We start from the raw sequence: 18,657 nt of genomic DNA, 5'->3' as shown, positions 1-18,657 counted from the left end.
TTCCCACCTCAAAAACACCATAAAAAAAGCCGCCCATTCCAGGACGACTTCTCTTCACTTAAAACTGGACACCTAATTGGTTGAATGGCCAATAACGGACATCCACTTTCCCGACAACACTTTCTACCGGCACAAAACCGAAGTAACGACTGTCTAAACTGTCCCGTCGGTTATCCCCCATTACGAATAAATGACCTTCAGGAACAGTGGATTCCCCTGTCATTTCTTCAAGTGTGAAATCTTCAGTAAAAGGGAGACCGTCATTTGGACGTAAGGGATCGAGATAACTTTCATCCATAAGTTTTCCATTAATATATAATTGATCATTCTTCACCTTAATCTCATCTCCACCGACTCCGATCACGCGTTTCACATAGTCTTCTCTTTCATTGGCATGAAAGACGATCACCTGCTGTCTATTGATGTCCTGCCAATCGTAGACGGCTTTATTGACCATCAATAGATTCCCGTCATAAAGAGTCGGTTCCATTGATTCTCCATCCACGATATAACTAGCAAACAAGTAAGAACGGAATACGAAAGCTAACAATAAAGCGAGCACGATGGTCCGGATAGCTCTGCGATATTTTTTTTTCATTGTTTAATCCTCCAGGTCTGGTTCTATCACCATTCTACCCTTCCCGGGACAAACTTAATCCTCACTATAAGCTTTCCGTTCCGCCTTTCGCTGTATCCGTGTTTCAAGATATTTACCGAGCATCCAAAACAGCAAAATACAAATCCCTACGACTATGGATTTAATCGGGTTTTGAGCGAATGATGCTATACTCGACCCTACATATGCGATGGTGAAAATCATCACCGACTTTCCGAGCAGAGCGGCTAGAATGAACTGCTGGCGGCTGACATTAGATAAGCCGGAGACAATATTGATGATAGAAGAAGGAGAAAAAGGAAAGCACATCAACAGGAATAGCGGGCCGAATCCATGCTCCTCTACCCACACCATCACCTTTTTCACCTGTTTCTGTCTAGTGATCGCCTGAAAAAAACGCTTGTCCCCTAGACGGCGGATGATAAGAAAAACACCAATCGCCCCTACCACCGCTCCTATCCAGGAGTAGAGAAAACCACGGAACAAGCCATATACGACGGAGTTCGCCAATACGAAAGCAACTAAAGGCAGAATCGGCAAAAATGCCTCCAATAAAGGAAGCAAAATCCCCGGCAATGGTCCAAAGCGTTCCAAGTCTTCCAATTGTCTGATTGCATAATCAAATAGCTGATCATTTTCAGCCATACTGCGCCATTGATCGATTTTTCCTGTCACTGAATCCATGATGCGGCTCCTTATGTACACTGCTGGCCCAGTGCATCGCTTTTCCTCTATTTTAACTGATAATCCAGTCCCCTGCCTACCAGAAGCTTCTCTTATGGCTATCTTTTCCCCTCTTTGCCACTTTTAACCTTTTCCCAAAACTTCCTTGCATAAAGAAGGGAGTTCCATGATATAATAACAACAAGAACAAACGTTCGTATTTCGGAGGGGAATGACATGAGGTATTTAAAACAAAAAGAATTGGATCTCGCTTCCCGTTATTTATTTTTATCCATGGCCATCGCCGTCATCCGGCAAGACCGTAAGCACATGGAGCAGGGGAAATTCAAAATCAAGGAACCATATATGGAGATGTTCGGAAAGATGGAGCTCGAGGCACGTAAGGAGCGGAAGGAGCTCAGGCAACAGATGGATCAATTGAAGCTGCAAGTTGTAGAATCAGGAAGAAATGATTCGTTCACCTCTTTCCTGTTTTTAGCTCAAGGATATGAAGAAAAACGCAACTACTTCAATCCCGCCATCCGGAAGAAGGTGGAAAACATTCTATTCGAGCTTATGAAAAGGTCTCAGCAACACGCTCCCCACGAGCATCCACAACTGGAGACGAATGGAAGCGGTCTTCAAGAATGACCCGCAAATGGGCTGTCCGCTGGACTTGATTGGCAAACATCCCATCGGAGACAGGAAAATTGATGGAAGTCCCATTGGCAAACTGGACAGTTGTGGTGTTATCCGGTTCACCTTTGTAAGAGCGGATATATTTGTGGGCGATCCAGGAGCAGTCTTTACGTTTCGGAGATATGATCGGGAAGAAATAAATACCCATAGCTTCAGAAATGACAATCGGAGGTTTATGGGTGTAACTGGTCACTTGCTTCGTACCAGAAAGACGCCCGTCCAAACTGCTGGCAAAATAGCGGCACGAATCATCGACGACTTCACTCGGACATTTCGGAAGCTCAAAAGATTCAATGCGCTCAATCACTTCAGTGAAAACTTGTCCTCTTTCTCCTTGCTTAGCCACAAGCGCCATCGTCTGCGGGTTGATTTCATATTCTTTATTTTGAACATAGGTCATCCACTTCAACATCCTTTCCTTTCATGTGGCGGCAGCCCTCCCTCTAGGTCGAACTAACCGCTCATCTTCTTTAATTTACCAAAAGACACGCAAAAAGTCTAAACATTCTTAAAAAATGTACAATTTTCTCAATTCTGCTATACTACAGTTACACTTGCCCTTCTTTTTTACTATCACTCTCTGCTTTTATCTGGTCTTCCTGACCGAAATCCGGATTGAGTAAAGTGAAAAACTCAAGTTCAGGCTGAGGTATAGGATTTTTTTTCATATAGAAACACCTCTTCAACGATTATGATTTTTACTTTAAGGAGGAATGAATGTGTGGAAACGCAAAAAGAAGAAATCGAACAACCAAGATCAAGAACCTTTAGAAATCCGCGACCTGTCGATTCATGATGTTCGGAAAGCGATCCACTCCTATGCAGATGACAAACCAGGAGAAGTTCCTCTCAGCGTCCTCATAAAAAAAGATTTAACGCTCGATTATGACCTCCTCGCCCCTTATTTACAAGCCATCCCGAAGCAGCCCTTCTATATGTCCCGTGAAACGTATGAATTGTTCGAGGAACAGGACCGGGATTTAGCCATTGAGATCGACCTTGTGCAGCATGCCGTCGATCAGTATATGAAACAGACCAAGGAACCCCCTATCATAGACAATGATCCTTATAAGCGGATAAATTATTATAAGCTCGAGCGCCTCCATTTGTTACAAAATAGACCAAGCCGTGACTTTTACCTCACGAATGAGGAATTCATGATCACTTATAAAAAACCTGAGTAGTATCCAGATCTAAGGTTTGAAACAGTCTCGGCTCAATAACGACATAATGAAAAAGCAAGCGGAGAGGCCGCTTGCTTTTTCTATGAGAGCACGTATTCATATTTAAGACTTCCATCCATTATTGATCAGTTGTCCCTAAAGTCATACCACCATCTACAATAATCTCTGTCCCCGTACAATAGGAGCTTTCATCTGAAGCGAGAAACGCTACAGCTTTGGCAATTTCTACCGGCTGACCGATCCGTCCAAGTGGGATCGTGTCATAAAAATCAGGAACACCTTTGCCTTCTGTAGCCATTTCTGTCTCCACTCCGCCTGGATGCACCATATTGACACGTATACCCTTTGGTCCCAATTCAATCGCCGCCGCTTTAGACATCGCTACGACGGATGCCTTCGTTGCAGCATAGGCAGAAGATTTACTGATAGGAGCGAATGCTGAAATCGATAAATTGTTAATAATCGATCCTTTTTTCTGCTTTTCCATATATGGTATGACGGATTGCATTCCAGTGAACACACCGATTTGATTCACATCAATCAACTGTTGATACTCTTCGGCCGTAATTTCTGTGAAGGGTTTACGCTTTAGAATTCCGGCATTGTTAACGAGGCCATCTATTTTTCCGTACTTCCGAATCGTCTTTTCCACTGCATTGGTCCATTGAGATTCCACCGTAACATCCAGCTTCACAGGCAAAGCCCGCGCCAAACCGATCTGACCGGCTACCTCTTCCGCTTGCTCGTAACTACGGGAACCGACCACCACATTTGCACCTAAAGAAGCCAAGTGCTCAGCAATAGCTTTCCCCTGGCCTCTATTCGCTCCTGTGATCAGGATGACTTTATTATCTAAACCAGCCATACTCTCTCTCCTTCAACATCTTTGTATGCCTACTTTACCATAGATAAAGGCAATCTTGACAAAGCCGCCGTAAATTTATAGACACAAAAAAAGTGCCAATGCTACTTTGAGCATTGGCCAAAAGAGACGACTGGTTAACTTTTGAGTGAGGGAATAAATTGCTTGAAAAAACACTTCTGAGAGGAAAGATGCTTTTTCAACTGTTACACTCACCAGTAATGAAAATTACTGAACTATTTATGACAACCAATCATAAATAGTATTGAGATAAATAAGCATCACCGCTTATCTGTTTCTATTGTAATATATTCTCCGGCTACCTTCACCGAAAAAAAGTTGCGGAGAACCGCAACAGGTTGCGAAATTGCTATTAAATGACATACTTACCTCTCCTGCGTTTTCTTCATCACACACCTACCATTTCATCCTGAATCGCTTTTAAATTTTCGTCTTCCTTATTAAATTGCCGCTGCAAGGATTCTAAATCCAAAAGTGCTTGATGGGTTTTCTCACGGATTTCACGTACTTCTTCATGGGAAGATTGGATGCGGTTCTGCACAAACCAGTCGACGATCAACCCATCAAAAAAATAGTCAGCAACCGTCCATCCTCCGGAAATTTCAACCTCTACATGATAATGGTCACCAAGATCTTCAATCTCATTTGCAAACTTCCGCAAATGGCGTTGCGCGTTATGAATGGCAGAGTCCGCATCATCGATACGCGAATGTTTGACTGCTGTTGTCAGCAAACCCCCACCCACCATATCAAGTGCTCCCCAATTCTCTGCTGAACTCAGAGACTTAGAAGCATCCTCAAGAGACGACTTCGCTTCCTTACCTGCTGTTATTGCCTCTTCCAATTCTATAAGTTCCGCCTGGATTTGGGAGCGCTGCTCACTTATCTCAAGCAACCGCTCCCCTTTCTCTTCCCCATTTTGAATTATGTATTGCTTTTTTCTACGGTAGAGGGCTTCATACTCTACTTCAGTTTCTCCAAGTTCCCGCTTCCGTGACTGTATCGCTTCCATTTCCTGCTCAATGTCTTTGATTGAGTTATGAGCCTCAAGCCATTTCAAACGTGCTTCAACAGCTTCTCTTTCTTCTTGTTCTATCCGCTCTTCTTTCTTACCTGTGAGAGTGACAAAAATATTCGTCAAGCTCATACGCTTCAACTTTTCAACATCTTCTTTTTCTTCGTTCAATTTCTTCAAAAATACCTGCTCTTTATCCTGTAGTGCCTTTCTTTCAGTGTCTAACTGGCTTAACTCCCTGTGCAATCGATTTTGCTCCAACACCTTTTTCCTGGCTTCCAGAAGAGACTCATGTAATTTTTTCATCATATATCAATCCCCCTCCTATCATTACGGACGAAAAAGCATTACGTTTCAAAGTTTTTAAACAAAAGCGCAAGCGCCTTGGTCAGCCCCGACAAGCTTAAGCAAACCTTTGAAGTGGTGGGTTTTTGCCACGGCAAAGGGCTTGCTTAAGACCTCGAGGGGCTAGGCGCTGGAGCTGGATGAAACAAAAGCGCAAGCGCCTTGGGAAGCCTCGACAAGCTTAACGAAAAAACGCTCAGGGGCACTGAGCGCTTTTCATCATGATTGAGTTAATTGTTCTCTTAAATTCTTTCTTAAAATCTTACCGGTCGTATTTTTCGGCAATTCACTCATGAACTCCACTCGGGTAGGAAGTTTATACTTCACTAACCGATCCTGGCAATATTCTACGAGTGCCGCTTCATTCAAAGTCGGGTTTTTCGACACGACAAAACTGATTACCGTCTCTCCCAGCTCCGGGTCAGGAGCACCGACTACAGCTACTTCTGTCACGTCTTCATGTTTATACAAGACTTCTTCGACCTCGCGCGGATATACATTGTATCCACCGACCAGAATCATATCCTTTTTGCGATCTACAATATAGAAATATCCGTCCTCATCCTTCCGGGCCATGTCACCTGTATAAAGCCATCCATCACGAATCGTGACAGCGGTTTCTTCAGGAAGTTTGTAGTATCCTTTCATAACATTCGGACCACGAACGACCAGTTCCCCGACTTCTCCGACCGGCACTTCTTCACCAAGCTCATCAACTACCTTGTTTTCCACATTTTTGATATTCCGCCCGATGGAACCGGCTTTTCTAGGAAGGTCAAGGGGATTGAATGCGGTTACCGGAGAAGCTTCGGATAATCCATAACCTTCAGAAACCCGGACATTGAATTGCTTCTCAAAAGATTCAAGCAGAGCGACAGGCAAGGAAGAACCACCTGAGATGCACAAACGGATACGGCGGAAGGTCTCAACTTGGTCTTTGCCAGTTTGCAGAAGATAGTTGTACATCGTCGGAACCCCGGCAAACACAGTCGCTTGATGTTCTTCGGCTGTTGCAAACACTTCTTGAGGTGAGAATTTAGGAACGATAAGGACTGTTCCCCCATTCATGACAGGAGCATTCAGGCAGACTGTGAGACAGAACACGTGGAACATCGGTAATGCAGCAATCACACGATCATCTGCATTGATTTGTAAGTATTCGGCAACATCTGTAGCATTGGAATACAAGTTTTTGTGGGTGAGCATGGCTCCCTTAGGCTTGCCAGTCGTCCCAGAGGTGTATAGAATCACCCCGATTTCTTCTTCATCAATCGGTGCTGCCTCATATACAAGCTCTCCTTCAGCTACAGTCTTTGTAAACGATTTCATTTTTAAGTAGAGTGAAGATTTCTCCAGATCGATTCCCATGCCAGTATCAGCGACAAAATAATGGTACACCCCAAGCATCCCGTCCATATGCTCGAATTTCTCCATTAAGACATCCATCGTCATAACTGCTTTGACATCGCCATTTTTCAAAATATAGCTCATTTCATCAACCGTATACGTAGGATTGACCGGTATAACCGTCGCCCCAGCTCGCAGCGCACCATATAAGCCGATCATGAATAATGGACTATTTCCACTTACAAGCGCAATATGGTCCCCTTTACCATAGCCTAACTCAGACAATTTTGAAGCGAATTTTGTGACTGACGCATCAAACTCACGGTAACTTACCTGCTGACCCTGGAATATGTAGGCCACTTTGGCAGGATGCTGCTGCGCCGTCAGCGACAATTGTTCGCTTAAATTCATGAATGCTCCCCCTTTTATGAATGAATAATCATTCATAATTATAATTTTCACTCTAATTATAAAATACTGACAATTAATTAGCAACATTTGTAGAATAAAAGCGCAAGTGCCCTGGGAGACCCGACAAGCTTAAGAACAATCCTTATGGGGAGCGATCTCCTTCCCGTAAAGTTTGAACTTAAGACCTCGAGGGGCTGGGACCGAATATAAAAAGACCGAGCCAGCTGTTGGATCGGCCTCTATTAACTAGTACAACATATCAAGGAAATCTTCTTTATTGATTTTTCCTAAATAATGAGGGATATCTGTCTCCCCAAGAGCCTCCGACAAGGATTGACGATCATATTTTGTCCCAATCAACTTCTCTTCTATCTCATTGATATCACCGATACCGAAGAAATCTCCGAAGATTTTCGCGTTCTTAATATATCCTTTTGCAACGTCCAGACGAATATCATAGCTGCCAGCGCCCTCAATGCGTTTAGTGTGCTGGATATTGAACTTCGGAGATTTCCCATAATTCCAATCCCAGTTCTTATAACGCTCGTCAGCCAGCTCATGAATATTCTCCCAATCTTGTTTAGTCAACTTGTACTGCGGGACATCTTTCACATCTTCCACATCAAATATATAGCGTAAGACCAACTCTTTGAAATCTTCCATTGACATTTTTTCTTCAAGGAATTCTGATATGTTCGCTACACGACTGCGAATCGATTTGATCCCTTTCGATTTTATTTTCTCTGTTTTTACATTTAATGCGGAAACCACATTCTCAATTTCAGAATCGAACATGAGCGTTCCATGGCTGAACATCCGCCCTTTGGTAGTGAACTGAGCATTCCCGGAAATTTTTCGTCCATCTTCCGCGACGATATCATTCCGCCCAGAAAGCTCAGCATTGACGCCCAACTTACTTAACGCTTCTGTAACCGGTTGGGTGAACTTGGCGAAATCATGAAAGCTGTCTCCATCATCTTTCGTAATGAAACTGAAATTCAAGTTTCCAAGGTCATGATATACCGCTCCCCCGCCAGACAGGCGACGTACAACATGAATACCATTTTCCTCAACATAATTCGTGTTAATTTCTTCAATCGTGTTTTGGTTTTTTCCGATAATGATAGATGGTTTATTGATATAGAACAGTAAATAAGTATCGTTGATATCGAGGTTTTTCAACGCATACTCTTCGATCGCTAAATTGATTCGCGGGTCATTGATCCCCTCATGATCGATAAACAGCATTCTTCTCATCCTTTCTAGTCCGTTGTCTCCACTCTATATTGTAATGGTTTCGACATGGATAGACAATCTATTTACTCCATGATAACCCCTCTTCCGCTAATTGAATGGTGCCTTCAAATACATCTTCCGCTTCCTGACGCAAAAGCGTCAATTTCCCGAAATGAGGCAGGTGACTCAGCCATAATGTCTTAACCTCAGCATTCTTTGCAATCGTTGCCGCTTCTGGACTAGTCATATGCCCGGGGCCCTCGCCATCCATCCCTTTATAAAAGTTAGTGTCTGTGATAAGAAGATCTGCCCCCTTCGCGAAGTTGGACAAACCGGAGAAATAGCTCGTGTCCGCTGTATAAACAATAGTCGCATCTCCGTCTGTAATACGCATACTATAACATGGGACCGGATGGAGTGTTTTTTCAAAATCGATGGTAAAAGGACCGATTTGCAGAGATTGCTCAGGATCATATGCGACCCCCTCTGTATATTGGTGCGTCAACGCTTTAAACTTCCCTTTATCCTCCTCATGTCCGTAAATTGGAAGGGTTTCTTCAGTCTCAGCAATCGTATTCTGTACCAACCAGGCGTATTGCAGTGGACCGATATCTGCAAAATGATCATGGTGGTAATGCGACAGAATGACAGCGTCGATGTCATTGACCTTTTTGAATTGCTGCAGGCGTGACAGGACCCCACTGCCACAATCTACAAGCATTGAAAAACCGTCTTTTTCGAATAAATAGCCAGATGTAGCACTTCCTTCAGCAGGGTATGCACCCCAATAGCCAATTACTGTAACTTTCATTTCCTTCACTCCCTGTATCTTTTTTCCTATTTTATCATTGTTTTATAACAGTTTGTTGATTTCTGAATATTGTTATAATACAATGGCTTTACATTAAAAATTAATTGGAGGCGATTTACAAATGATGAACGTACTTGAATTCTTTCGTAACCTTCCGAGAAAACACTGCTCCAGCTGCGGAAATGTCATTCAGGAAAAAGCTGACTGCTACGGTAACGTTTGTGACGACTGCGACCATCCCGCACGCTAATTCTAGTATTCCACAAAAATCAATTGAAAGAACATGAAATTTGGAGCAGCTGTCACAGGCTGCTATTTTTTGTGTTTTTTTAGATTTGCCCTGCTAAAATAAATTGGTATCCCCACTCAATACCCCATATCTGCTTCACTCAGCTTCGAGTAAGTCCTTTACGGTATAAGAGTGTGGGTCGGCTGGAAAACAACTCGCTTTCCTGCGGGGGAACCGGCAAGCCTCCTCGGTCGCTTCATTCACACTCCCTGTGGGGTCTCGCCTGGCTCCTTCTCCCGCGGGAGTCTCGTCATTTTACCAGCCAACCCATCTTTAACTTGGTGAAAGGACCTTTCTATAGGGATAGAGGATTACCCTGAACCTTTTCCGGATGGTTCTATAGCAGCGTTTATGCACCTGGATGGGCTAGAACTTTGCGTTTTCACAGGACTCCCCCTCCATCCAAGCGCAGGAGCTCCCTAATGTGATTTCGATAACACTATATGGCAGGGGGGCGGAGGGGGACAAGGAGACTCCTGAGGGACAAGAGTGCAGGATGAGACCCCGCAGAGCGTATAGCTCGAGGAGGCTCATCGCGCTCCCGCGGAAAGCGAGTTGTTCCCCGTAGCCCTATAATCTCAATAAAAGCCTCGAAATCATATCTTCAAATATCCTGCACGTTTGTTGACGAACTTTACATAAAAAAACCATCCGGTAGAAGTCTCTACTGGATGGTTAGTTTTTTTCTTTTTGTAGAATTCCGAATCAACAACTGATGAGGAAAAACATATTTCTGTGCTGGTAACGCTCCAGGATGAAGCAGTTGTTGAATGAGAACCTCTACGGTTTTATCCGCCATCTGTTTGACTGGCTGTTCAATCGTTGTCACAGATGGGACCATCAACAGTGAAAGCATTTGGTTATCAAAACCGACTACAGCTAAGTCATCTGGAATACTCCAATCAGAAGAAGCAGCTTCATAGATCAATCCTGCCGCGACTTCATCTGAACCTGTAAATATCCCATCGACTTGCGTGAACTCATTGCTGATCATATGAAAAACTTTTTGTCCATCACTCACGTCCATAGCCCAGTCAATTGTCATCTCTTCTATAAAAGGCAGGTTATACTCGGAAAGGGCTGAAGTGAATCCTTTTCTGCGTTCTTTTGATAAATGACTCTCTTGCCCCCCGGTAACATAGGCGATTTGTTTACACCCTTGTTCTAAAAGATGAACGGTCGCTTCATATGCTGCTTGCTTATGATCCATGTGAACCATAGGAATGGAGGACTCGTCCATATATTCATTGCAAAAAACGATCGGACCAGACTCGAGGTAAGGCTCCACTACTTCCCAATCGTTGACCAATGATGCCATGATGACGCCATCAACCTGCTTGGTTTTCAGCAACTGCAAATAGTCCAGTTCTTTTTTCTTGGAATCATGTGTTTGACAGACAATCACTTGGTAGCCCCATTCGGATGCCTTTTCTTCCATTGCTTCAATCAAATTGCCAAAAAAAGGATTCGTCAGGCGAGGCAGCAAGACGGCGATTGTTTCTGTTCGTTGACTGCGTAGGCGACGAGCGGAAGAATTGGGGACATAACCGAGATCGTTCATGGCTTGGATGATTCGGTGTCTCTTTTCTTCCGTCACGTAAGGCTGGTCATTAATGACTCGAGACACCGTTGTTCTTGACAATCCAGCCAGCTTTGCTACATCTTCAATCGTAGCCATTCGTACTCCCCCTTGATGTAATCTTGAAAACGTTTCCAATTCTAATAATACTAATCCTCCCTCCTTCTTGCAAGCCCTTTCATAAACCTGTATGAATCTTACCATTTTTATTTAAATGCAGTGATATGAGTGGATTTATTATAATAAACTATAAAAAAAAGGAAAATTAAGGGAGTCGATGTTTTGAAAAAAGTACTGATTATCGCAGATCCTGGCGTTGATGATGCTTTTGCGATTATGTACGCCCTTCTTCACCCCGAAATAGAAATTCTCGGGATCGTATGCGAATACGGGAATGTGAGTCAAGACATCGCTTTAAAGAATACTACTTACTTGTTAGGTCTTGCAGGAAGAAATGATATTCCTCTTATTCTTGGTGCAGATTCCCCTCTCACCGCAGCCCCTCCGGAGTTTTTTTATAATATCCATGGCCTGCATGGATTAGGAGATCTCGTGCCAGCGATAGAAATTCCCGAATATATCCACCCCTTCAAGATGGTCTATCAACTGATCGAAGAGCATGAGGGGGACCTTACTATCATCAACCTGTCACGCCTTACTTCGCTAGCCCTAACCTTCATTCAGGCAGAAACCAACATCAAGCAAGTAAAGCAGATCCTTGTCATGGGAGGAGCTTTTTTCGTCCCTGGGAATCGGACCCCTGTGGCTGAAGCTAATATTTATGGGGATCCTCAAGCTGCAAAAATCATAGCCACCTACGGGGGGCAAGTCACATTTGTTCCACTGAACATAAGTAACCATGCAGTCATTTCCCCGGAAGTGACGAAAAAAATTGTAGCGCAAAACGACACCCCTTTTTCAAAGATCATTCAACCGATTATGAATTACTATTCCAAACAATATGAAACCCTTCTCCCTTCTATTAATGGAGCACCATTACATGATGTCACCCTATTTTCCTACTTGATGAAACCGGAATTGTTCCATGTGGTTGACCGTCAAGTACTGATCACTACCGACGGGCATTCAAAAGGCTTAACCTATGCGGATTTCCGCCCCAATCCAGAGTATATTAAAAATTATCCAATGCACCAAATCATCATCGATTTTAACATCGAGGCATTCATCGACGATTTCATTGAAATCATGTCGACCACTTCATAAAAAATGTCCACTACTTTTAGTATTGCGATCTCCTTATAGTGAAGTGAAATCAGCTCATAAATAAATGGGGAAAGCATAAAAAAGGCATGAATCCCTCCACCTTTTGCTCTAGAATTATTGCAATATTAATGGAAGGTAGCCACCTTCCCCCATAAAGTAAGCAAAAATCGTAAATGCAATAATAATAACGGAAGTACCTATAATTAGTGTGGGAAGAACGGCTTCTTTTTGATGTAAAAAAGATTTTATACCAATGAAAAGACTTAATAAACCAATAGTCAAACAAATAATCGCACCGATTACATTATTCATTCTTGGTAGGAGCGTTCCGAAAAATAATATAAAAAAGATTGCTTGCAGTCCGATTCCTGCTCGAATTGAATTTAGCACTGCCGAATCTCCCACCTCCATTACTAGTTCTGACAACTTCATTTTAACATATTATTCCATTTCAACTCACTAGTGTTTCCCTAACCTTTCTCCGTCGCAAATCATCTCGTAATAACAAAAGTCGGAGTTCTGAATCGCACCCGATTCAGAACTCCGACTTTATTCTTTACATGCTGCACTCGAAAAATTTCACATGTTTCTAAAGGCCCATTTCCTATTATTGATTCAAATATTGTAAAACTTTTTGAACAGCGGCTTCCCCTTGATCTATGCAGTCAGGCAAACCAATCCCACGATAAGAGCCACCTGCCAGATAAACACCGGGTAATTCCTTTTCCATTTGCTCAGTGATTTCATTAAGTCGATCTTTGTGGCCTACCTTGTATTGCGGCATGGCATCATGCCAGCGAGTCACTACGGAAAATTCGGGTTTTGCAGTGATATCCATCGTTTTGTTCAAATCCTTCAATACGATCTCTTGAATTTCTTCATCAGACATATCGACCACCTCTTGATCGGATGGCTTACCTACATAACAACGAAGCAACACTTTCCCTTCCGGTGTGGAATGGGGCCATTTTTTATGGGTCCATGTACAGGCTGTAATTCGAAAATCACTATTCCTCGACACGACAAAGCCTGTGCCGTCGATATCTTTTTTGATCGCTGAAGCATCAAATGCCATCGCAACATTTGCTACAGATGTTGCATTCGTTTCTTTAAATGCTTCTAAGAACTCGTATTGAGAAAGCATACGTTGAGCAGCAAAATGCGGGGTTGCCATTATGATGGCATCCGCTTCTTCAACGGTCCCGTCACTCAACAGTAAATGATAGCCATTTTCTTTCTTTTCAATATGATCGACCTGGATACTTGTCCTTATAGAACGAGGTTCCAATTGTTCTTCAATGGCTTTGACAAGAGAGCTCAGTCCATGTTTGAGCGTACGAAACATGCTTGGCTTCTTCTCGCCTTTTTTCGGCTTCCTGATCGGATAGGTCTTACGCAAGCCTTTAATTAGACTTCCGTGTTCCTGTTCCAAGTCATAAAAGTTCGGAAAGGTGGATTGCAAGCTGAGACGATCGATGTCTCCAGCATAAATACCTGACAAAAGAGGTTCAATCAAATTTTCGACTACCTGATTACCGAGACGACGCCGGAAAAACAATCCGAGTGATTGATCACCCTCCACCGTTTTCTTCGATTTGACCAAATCCAACGCTGCCCTCAGTTTTCCTAGAGGGGTGAACAAGCCAGAGAATAAGAAAGGACGGATACGAGTAGGAATCCCCATAAAGGAGCCACTCGGCATTTTGTGCAGTTTACCGTCTACTAATATATATGATTGCCCTGTACCATTCGGGACCAGATCGTCGCCTAGTCCGACTTCTCGGGCCAGCCTTCCTGCACTTTCTTTCCGTGCTAAAAAGGAATCAGGTCCACGCTCAATTGTAAAAGCATCTTTTTGTATAGTACTGATTTTGCCTCCGAGACTTTCATTTGATTCAAGGAGCTGGACATCATAGTCCAGAGCTTTTTCCCGAGCTTCTTTTTGCAAGTAATAGGCGGATGTCAGACCGGAAATGCCCCCACCTATGACGATGACTCGTTTTCGCTCAGTCATAGAATCCCTACTCTTTCACTTTATCCAAAACAACATCGGCGAGTGTTTGGATGAATTTCGGGTTTGTGTTCGGCATTTCTGGTCGATAGTAATTCGCTCCGACTTCCTCACAGACAACCTTACATTCATAGTCATTGTCGTAAAGGACTTCTAAATGGTCGGAAACAAAACCTACCGGCGCGTAAACAAAGCTGCGGTAACCTTTCTCATTGTAAAGTTCACTCGTCAGGTCCTGGACATCCGGTCCAATCCAGGGATCAGGTGTATTCCCTTCACTTTGCCAGCCGATTTCATATTGTGATATGCCAGTAGCCTCGGAAATGAGGTGAGCCGTCTTTTTAAGCTGATCAGGGTAAGGGTCTCCACCATCCAAAATTTTCATAGGAAGGCTGTGGGCAGAAACAATCAAGCATGCTTTCTCTTTTTCTGCTTCATCCATTTTGCTATATTCTGCATTGATGACCTCTTTCCAGAAATCGATGAAACCGGGAGCATCGTACCAGCTTTCAACCGAACGGAGCGAGATGCCATGTTTATCCGCTTCTTCTTTCGCACGTCCATTATAGGATTTCACACTGTAAGTCGAGTAATGGGGAGCAAGAACGATCGTTACCGCTTCCTCAATTCCATCTTCCTTCATTTGAGCTACTGCATCTTCCACGAATGGCTCGATATGCTTCAAACCAAGGTAAACTTTGAATTCAATGTCCTCTTGCTTTTCATTCAGTGTATCTTTCAATGCTTCTGCCTGGTCTTCTGTAATTCTGGCTAGTGGAGAAATACCGCCGATTGCATCATAACGATCACGCAAATCCTGCAGCATTTCATCCGATGGTTTACGCCCTCTGCGGATGTGAGTATAGTACCTTTCCAGATCTTCTTCTTTGTAGGGTGTGCCGTATGCCATCACAAGGAGTCCCATTTGTTTTTTCGCCATGTTCATTCACCTCTTAGTTCTTTTTTGAATAATCATGAATTAGACTGGTCAACCTCTTCAGGGTTTCCGGCTGGATATCTGGTGTTACACCATGCCCAAGGTTGAAAATATGTGCTGGATGCTGTTTTCCTTCATCAAGGATACGTTTTGCCCGTTCTTCAATTACATCCCAGTCTGCTAACAAAGTGGAAGGATCAAGATTGCCCTGAAGCGGCTTCGTAATCCCGGCTTTTCTCGCTTCTGTAATGGAAGTCCGCCAGTCAAGACCGATGACATCTACTGGTAACTCGTCCCACTCGTTAAGCAAATGACGAGCACCTACACCAAAAGTGATCAATGGTACATTCTCTTCTTTCAATTCAGAGAAAATGCGCTGCATGACCGGTTTGATGAAAGTACGATAATCTTCAACATTCAAAGATCCGACCCACGAGTCGAATATTTGAATCGCCTTCGCCCCTGCCGAAATCTGTGCTTTTACATAGCTGATCACCATGTCCGCAAGTTTATCCATCAGAGCAAACCAAGTCATTGGTTCACTGTACATGAGAGATTTCGTCTTGTTGTAATTCTTCGAAGGTCCCCCTTCGATCATATAGCTAGCCAGTGTAAATGGCGCCCCACTGAAACCGATCAACGGCACAGTCAACTGCTCTTTTGTAAGCAGCCGGATCGTATCAAGTACATACGGAACATCTGTTTCCGGATCGATTGTTCCTAGATTTTCAATATCCGCTCTTGAGCGAATCGGGTTATGGATGACAGGTCCAATGCCTTTTTTAATTTCGACATCCACGCCGAGTGCCGGCAGTGGTGACATAATGTCTTTGTACAAAATCGCTGCGTCGACACCGTATTGTTCTACAGGTAAACGTGTGACGTATGCGCATAATTCAGGTTCATGAGTAATTTCAAATAAGGAATATTTCTCTTTCAGCTTGCGGTACTCCGGCTGTGACCTTCCAGCCTGACGCATAAACCAGACGGGTGTATGCTCTGTTTCCTCACCTCGAAAAGCTCTGAGTATCGTATCGTTCTCAATTTTGTTCATCATTAAGGCTCCTTTATCACGTTCATTCATCCGCTTTCCACTATAACGATTAATCGTTCTTCTGTATAGAATAATGATTCATTTGTCACGTTTTTGTGCGTTTTTACAGGTCCCATTCTAAAGTCACCGTATTAGAAGGTGTTCCTTCTTTACCGGTCAGCGGATCATATGGAACAATATAATATTTCGTCTGATCGAAAATACTGAAAGCACTTACTTTAAATTCACCTTTTCCCGTAACTTCACCGACTTTAACATCTTCTCCGTCTTCTTCTCTAAAAATACGGTAGACGATGCGTTCATCTTTTGGTGCTGACCAGCTGATCGTCCCTCGTAACAAAGCGAGGCCAGTCAAATCCAAATCTCCACGGGCGTTAGTGATCACTGGGAGATCCACCGGTTCCGGGAGGCTTTCGACTCCTTCTGGCTTCTCAAAAGCTGTTTGTAAATCCTTCTGTTGATCGATCCGTGTCAAAATCGACTTCATCAACCGAGTCGGATAAACACTGCTTCCTTCAAGCTCCGCTCCTTCATTGCCAGAGCGGTCATAGCCCATCCACAACGCACCAGCATATTGAGGTGTGTAACCTGTAAACCAGACATCCAGGTTTTGGTTCGTCCCTGTTTTCCCTGCCAATGCTTTATTATAGGTGCCCGCCTTTGCTGTACCTTCTTCGACTGTCGTTCTGAGCATTTCTGTCATATACCAGGAGGTTTGGGCATCGAACACTTCCGTCTCGTTGACTTCATGCTCGTGGATAACCTCATCATGACGGTCAAAAATCTGACGGATTGTATAGCTGTCTTTTTTTGTTCCTCCTTGAGGGAATGTACCATAAGCCTCTGCCAGCTGAAGGGGGGTGTAGCCTTCTGAAAGCCCTCCAAGAGCTATCGCCAATCCTTTATCATCAGTCGTCAACCCTAATTTATCCAGGTAATCTTTTGCGTAATTGATCCCTATTTTGTCGAGCAACCACACAGCAGAGACATTTTTCGACTCGATCAAAGCTTGATACATCGACACTTGTCCGTCATATTGATCGTCATGATTCGATGGTTTCCAATCTTTCTTACCAAACACCTGCTGTTCATCAGATAGCAAAGAAAAAGGATCATACTCCCCGCTCATCATCGCTGGTCCATACACGGCAAGCGGTTTAATGACAGAGGCCGGTGGACGTTTAGCCTTGACCCTGTTGAAATCACCATGCTTAAAATCCCGCCCGCCGACAACAGAAACGAGCGCTCCAGTATCATGTTCCATCAATGTAAAAGCTCCCTCGACAGGTCCTTTTGTTCCTGGAACAAACTCTCCGTTTTTCATCTCCTCAGCGGCAATGCGTTGGATAGTGGGATCCATTTCAACAACGATCCTGTATCCTCCCCGCTTCAATTCGTCACGGGAAATATGATACTCCTCAGCGGCTTCATCAATGACGAGATCCACATAACTGTTAGACCATGTATCAGCGCTTTCTTCTGCCCGTTCCACGGCAAGAGTCGATCCCTGCATTTGTTTCATCACTTCAGCACTAATGCTGCCCATGTCATACATACGAGACAAAACGATATTTCTTCTTTGTTCAGCCGCTTCTGGATTTTCAAAAGGAGAATACGTATTCGGCGCTTTCGGCATGGCTGCAAGCAAAGCTCCCTGAGCCACGCTCAATTCATCGACAGAGAGTTGAAAATAGTGCTGGGAAGCTGCCTCAATTCCATAGGTTCCTTCCCCGAAATAAATTCGGTTCAGATAAAGCTCTAATATTTCATCTTTTGTATAGTTCCGCTCCAAATAAATCGCAGCCATGACTTCTTTCGTCTTTCTCATCCACGTTTTATCATTAGACAAAAACAAATTTTTCGCTAACTGCTGGGTGATCGTACTTGCACCTTCAACCTTTTTCATCGCGATGATATCCTTGTAGACTGCTCTCATGATCCCTTTGAAATCAACACCGGAATGCTCACGGAAACGCCCATCTTCAATAGCTATAAATGCATCTTGCACGTGTTCCGGAATAGATGAAATCGGCACGACTTTTCGATTTTTCGTGTAGATCCTCTCGATGACTTCTCCTTCTTCTGTTTCAACTGTCGTCATTTCATCTAAAATCAAATCTTCTTCATCCACCACAAAGCGCCCGCCAAAGATAATCACCAAAAAGCTGATCAAAGCCAATAAAGTGAGCGATATTATGACAATACCCGGCCATTTCAAACGTTTCGTCCAGGGCGGTAACCGTTTAGATAATTCTTTGATGTTCAAGTATCGTGCATCCTTTCTGTCCGTCACCTTCAAACTTGCCCCCAATGATTTCCTCTTGATAAACTGAATGTATGGAAGGAAAGGAGA

The 18,657-nt window shown here is 43.6% G+C and carries 18 protein-coding genes; 4 read left to right on the top strand and 14 right to left on the bottom strand.

Annotated elements, in window-relative coordinates:
- Window positions 1–58: 58 nt before the first annotated feature.
- Window positions 59–598: a signal peptidase I gene (lepB, locus tag ACTWPX_RS14945; RefSeq protein WP_281975433.1), complete on the bottom strand. Its 540-nt coding sequence runs from the start codon at window positions 596–598 to the stop codon at window positions 59–61.
- Between the two features lie 54 nt (window positions 599–652).
- Window positions 653–1,300, bottom strand: a complete 648-nt coding sequence (locus ACTWPX_RS14940; protein WP_128523609.1) for a TVP38/TMEM64 family protein — start codon at window positions 1,298–1,300, stop codon at window positions 653–655.
- A 216-nt stretch (window positions 1,301–1,516) separates the two neighbouring features.
- Here ACTWPX_RS14940 and ACTWPX_RS14935 point away from each other — a divergent pair, with 216 nt between their 5' ends.
- Entirely contained in the window at window positions 1,517–1,930 is a 414-nt protein-coding gene (locus ACTWPX_RS14935) for a hypothetical protein (RefSeq protein ID WP_443120437.1), read from the top strand.
- Here ACTWPX_RS14935 and ACTWPX_RS14930 read toward each other — a convergent pair.
- Window positions 1,854–2,378 carry a competence protein ComK gene (locus ACTWPX_RS14930; protein WP_443120436.1) on the bottom strand — a complete coding sequence of 175 codons (525 nt, stop codon included), beginning with the start codon at window positions 2,376–2,378 and terminating at the stop codon, window positions 1,854–1,856. The two genes, ACTWPX_RS14935 and ACTWPX_RS14930, sit on opposite strands and share 77 nt — an antisense overlap.
- 319 nt (window positions 2,379–2,697) lie before the next feature.
- Here ACTWPX_RS14930 and ACTWPX_RS14925 point away from each other — a divergent pair, with 319 nt between their 5' ends.
- Window positions 2,698–3,162 carry a DUF3939 domain-containing protein gene (locus ACTWPX_RS14925; protein ID WP_443120435.1) on the top strand — a complete coding sequence of 155 codons (465 nt, stop codon included), beginning with the start codon at window positions 2,698–2,700 and terminating at the stop codon, window positions 3,160–3,162.
- Between the two features lie 118 nt (window positions 3,163–3,280).
- On the opposite strand, the gene ACTWPX_RS14920 is transcribed toward ACTWPX_RS14925, so the two are convergent.
- The 5 genes from ACTWPX_RS14920 to ACTWPX_RS14900 all read right to left on the bottom strand — a co-directional run bounded on the left by ACTWPX_RS14920 (window position 3,281) and on the right by ACTWPX_RS14900 (window position 9,210).
- The gene (locus ACTWPX_RS14920) at window positions 3,281–4,027 is read right to left on the bottom strand and encodes an SDR family NAD(P)-dependent oxidoreductase (RefSeq protein WP_443120434.1); all 747 of its coding nucleotides are present in this window, start codon (window positions 4,025–4,027) and stop codon (window positions 3,281–3,283) included.
- Window positions 4,028–4,433: 406 nt separating this feature from the next.
- Window positions 4,434–5,369 carry a hypothetical protein gene (locus ACTWPX_RS14915; RefSeq protein ID WP_443120433.1) on the bottom strand — a complete coding sequence of 312 codons (936 nt, stop codon included), beginning with the start codon at window positions 5,367–5,369 and terminating at the stop codon, window positions 4,434–4,436.
- A gap of 255 nt (window positions 5,370–5,624) precedes the next feature.
- On the bottom strand, window positions 5,625–7,163 hold the full coding sequence (locus ACTWPX_RS14910; protein ID WP_443120432.1) for a fatty acid--CoA ligase family protein: 1,539 nt from the start codon (window positions 7,161–7,163) through the stop codon (window positions 5,625–5,627).
- A gap of 246 nt (window positions 7,164–7,409) precedes the next feature.
- Window positions 7,410–8,411, bottom strand: a complete 1,002-nt coding sequence (locus tag ACTWPX_RS14905) for a lipoate--protein ligase (RefSeq protein ID WP_443120431.1) — start codon at window positions 8,409–8,411, stop codon at window positions 7,410–7,412.
- Between the two features lie 67 nt (window positions 8,412–8,478).
- Window positions 8,479–9,210: an MBL fold metallo-hydrolase gene (locus tag ACTWPX_RS14900; protein WP_443120430.1), complete on the bottom strand. Its 732-nt coding sequence runs from the start codon at window positions 9,208–9,210 to the stop codon at window positions 8,479–8,481.
- 121 nt (window positions 9,211–9,331) lie between these two features.
- Between ACTWPX_RS14900 and yhfH the strand changes: the two genes are divergently transcribed.
- Window positions 9,332–9,460 (top strand): protein YhfH, encoded by a 129-nt coding sequence (yhfH, locus tag ACTWPX_RS14895; RefSeq protein ID WP_128523625.1) that lies wholly within the window; start codon window positions 9,332–9,334, stop codon window positions 9,458–9,460.
- A gap of 703 nt (window positions 9,461–10,163) precedes the next feature.
- Here the strand turns inward: yhfH and ACTWPX_RS14890 are convergent.
- Complete coding sequence (locus tag ACTWPX_RS14890; RefSeq protein ID WP_443120429.1) at window positions 10,164–11,177, bottom strand: LacI family DNA-binding transcriptional regulator; 1,014 nt, start codon at window positions 11,175–11,177, stop codon at window positions 10,164–10,166.
- 183 nt (window positions 11,178–11,360) lie between these two features.
- Here ACTWPX_RS14890 and ACTWPX_RS14885 point away from each other — a divergent pair, with 183 nt between their 5' ends.
- Window positions 11,361–12,302, top strand: coding sequence for a nucleoside hydrolase (locus ACTWPX_RS14885; protein WP_443120428.1), 942 nt, complete (start codon window positions 11,361–11,363; stop codon window positions 12,300–12,302).
- A gap of 114 nt (window positions 12,303–12,416) precedes the next feature.
- On the opposite strand, the gene ACTWPX_RS14880 is transcribed toward ACTWPX_RS14885, so the two are convergent.
- The 5 genes from ACTWPX_RS14880 to ACTWPX_RS14860 all read right to left on the bottom strand — a co-directional run bounded on the left by ACTWPX_RS14880 (window position 12,417) and on the right by ACTWPX_RS14860 (window position 18,597).
- Window positions 12,417–12,692 (bottom strand): hypothetical protein, encoded by a 276-nt coding sequence (locus tag ACTWPX_RS14880; protein WP_443120427.1) that lies wholly within the window; start codon window positions 12,690–12,692, stop codon window positions 12,417–12,419.
- Window positions 12,693–12,909: 217 nt separating this feature from the next.
- The gene (gene hemY / locus ACTWPX_RS14875; RefSeq protein ID WP_443120426.1) at window positions 12,910–14,316 is read right to left on the bottom strand and encodes a protoporphyrinogen oxidase; all 1,407 of its coding nucleotides are present in this window, start codon (window positions 14,314–14,316) and stop codon (window positions 12,910–12,912) included.
- Between the two features lie 7 nt (window positions 14,317–14,323).
- A complete protein-coding gene (gene hemH / locus ACTWPX_RS14870; RefSeq protein ID WP_443120425.1) occupies window positions 14,324–15,253 on the bottom strand; it encodes a ferrochelatase in 930 nt (309 codons plus the stop codon).
- Between the two features lie 13 nt (window positions 15,254–15,266).
- On the bottom strand, window positions 15,267–16,304 hold the full coding sequence (hemE, locus tag ACTWPX_RS14865) for a uroporphyrinogen decarboxylase (protein ID WP_443120424.1): 1,038 nt from the start codon (window positions 16,302–16,304) through the stop codon (window positions 15,267–15,269).
- A gap of 103 nt (window positions 16,305–16,407) precedes the next feature.
- Window positions 16,408–18,597 carry a transglycosylase domain-containing protein gene (locus ACTWPX_RS14860; RefSeq protein ID WP_443120423.1) on the bottom strand — a complete coding sequence of 730 codons (2,190 nt, stop codon included), beginning with the start codon at window positions 18,595–18,597 and terminating at the stop codon, window positions 16,408–16,410.
- Window positions 18,598–18,657: the final 60 nt, after the last annotated feature.

Source organism: Halobacillus sp. H74 (assembly GCF_052246715.1).
Taxonomy (GTDB): Bacteria; Bacillota; Bacilli; order Bacillales; family Halobacillaceae; genus Halobacillus; species Halobacillus litoralis_A.
This window is presented reverse-complemented; position numbering and strand designations above follow the sequence as displayed.

Bases quoted from the DNA above. Each gene is read 5' to 3' on its own strand.
- lepB (WP_281975433.1), bottom strand. From the start codon at position 598: ATGAAAAAAAAATATCGCAGAGCTATCCGGACCATCGTGCTCGCTTTA.
- ACTWPX_RS14940 (WP_128523609.1), bottom strand. From the start codon at position 1,300: ATGGATTCAGTGACAGGAAAAATCGATCAATGGCGCAGTATGGCTGAA.
- ACTWPX_RS14935 (WP_443120437.1), top strand. From the start codon at position 1,517: ATGAGGTATTTAAAACAAAAAGAATTGGATCTCGCTTCCCGTTATTTA.
- ACTWPX_RS14930 (WP_443120436.1), bottom strand. From the start codon at position 2,378: ATGACCTATGTTCAAAATAAAGAATATGAAATCAACCCGCAGACGATG.
- ACTWPX_RS14920 (WP_443120434.1), bottom strand. From the start codon at position 4,027: ATGGCTGGTTTAGATAATAAAGTCATCCTGATCACAGGAGCGAATAGA.
- ACTWPX_RS14915 (WP_443120433.1), bottom strand. From the start codon at position 5,369: ATGATGAAAAAATTACATGAGTCTCTTCTGGAAGCCAGGAAAAAGGTG.
- ACTWPX_RS14910 (WP_443120432.1), bottom strand. From the start codon at position 7,163: ATGAATTTAAGCGAACAATTGTCGCTGACGGCGCAGCAGCATCCTGCC.
- ACTWPX_RS14905 (WP_443120431.1), bottom strand. From the start codon at position 8,411: ATGCTGTTTATCGATCATGAGGGGATCAATGACCCGCGAATCAATTTA.
- ACTWPX_RS14900 (WP_443120430.1), bottom strand. From the start codon at position 9,210: ATGAAAGTTACAGTAATTGGCTATTGGGGTGCATACCCTGCTGAAGGA.
- yhfH (WP_128523625.1), top strand. From the start codon at position 9,332: ATGATGAACGTACTTGAATTCTTTCGTAACCTTCCGAGAAAACACTGC.
- ACTWPX_RS14890 (WP_443120429.1), bottom strand. From the start codon at position 11,177: ATGGCTACGATTGAAGATGTAGCAAAGCTGGCTGGATTGTCAAGAACA.
- hemY (WP_443120426.1), bottom strand. From the start codon at position 14,316: ATGACTGAGCGAAAACGAGTCATCGTCATAGGTGGGGGCATTTCCGGT.
- hemH (WP_443120425.1), bottom strand. From the start codon at position 15,253: ATGGCGAAAAAACAAATGGGACTCCTTGTGATGGCATACGGCACACCC.
- hemE (WP_443120424.1), bottom strand. From the start codon at position 16,304: ATGAACAAAATTGAGAACGATACGATACTCAGAGCTTTTCGAGGTGAG.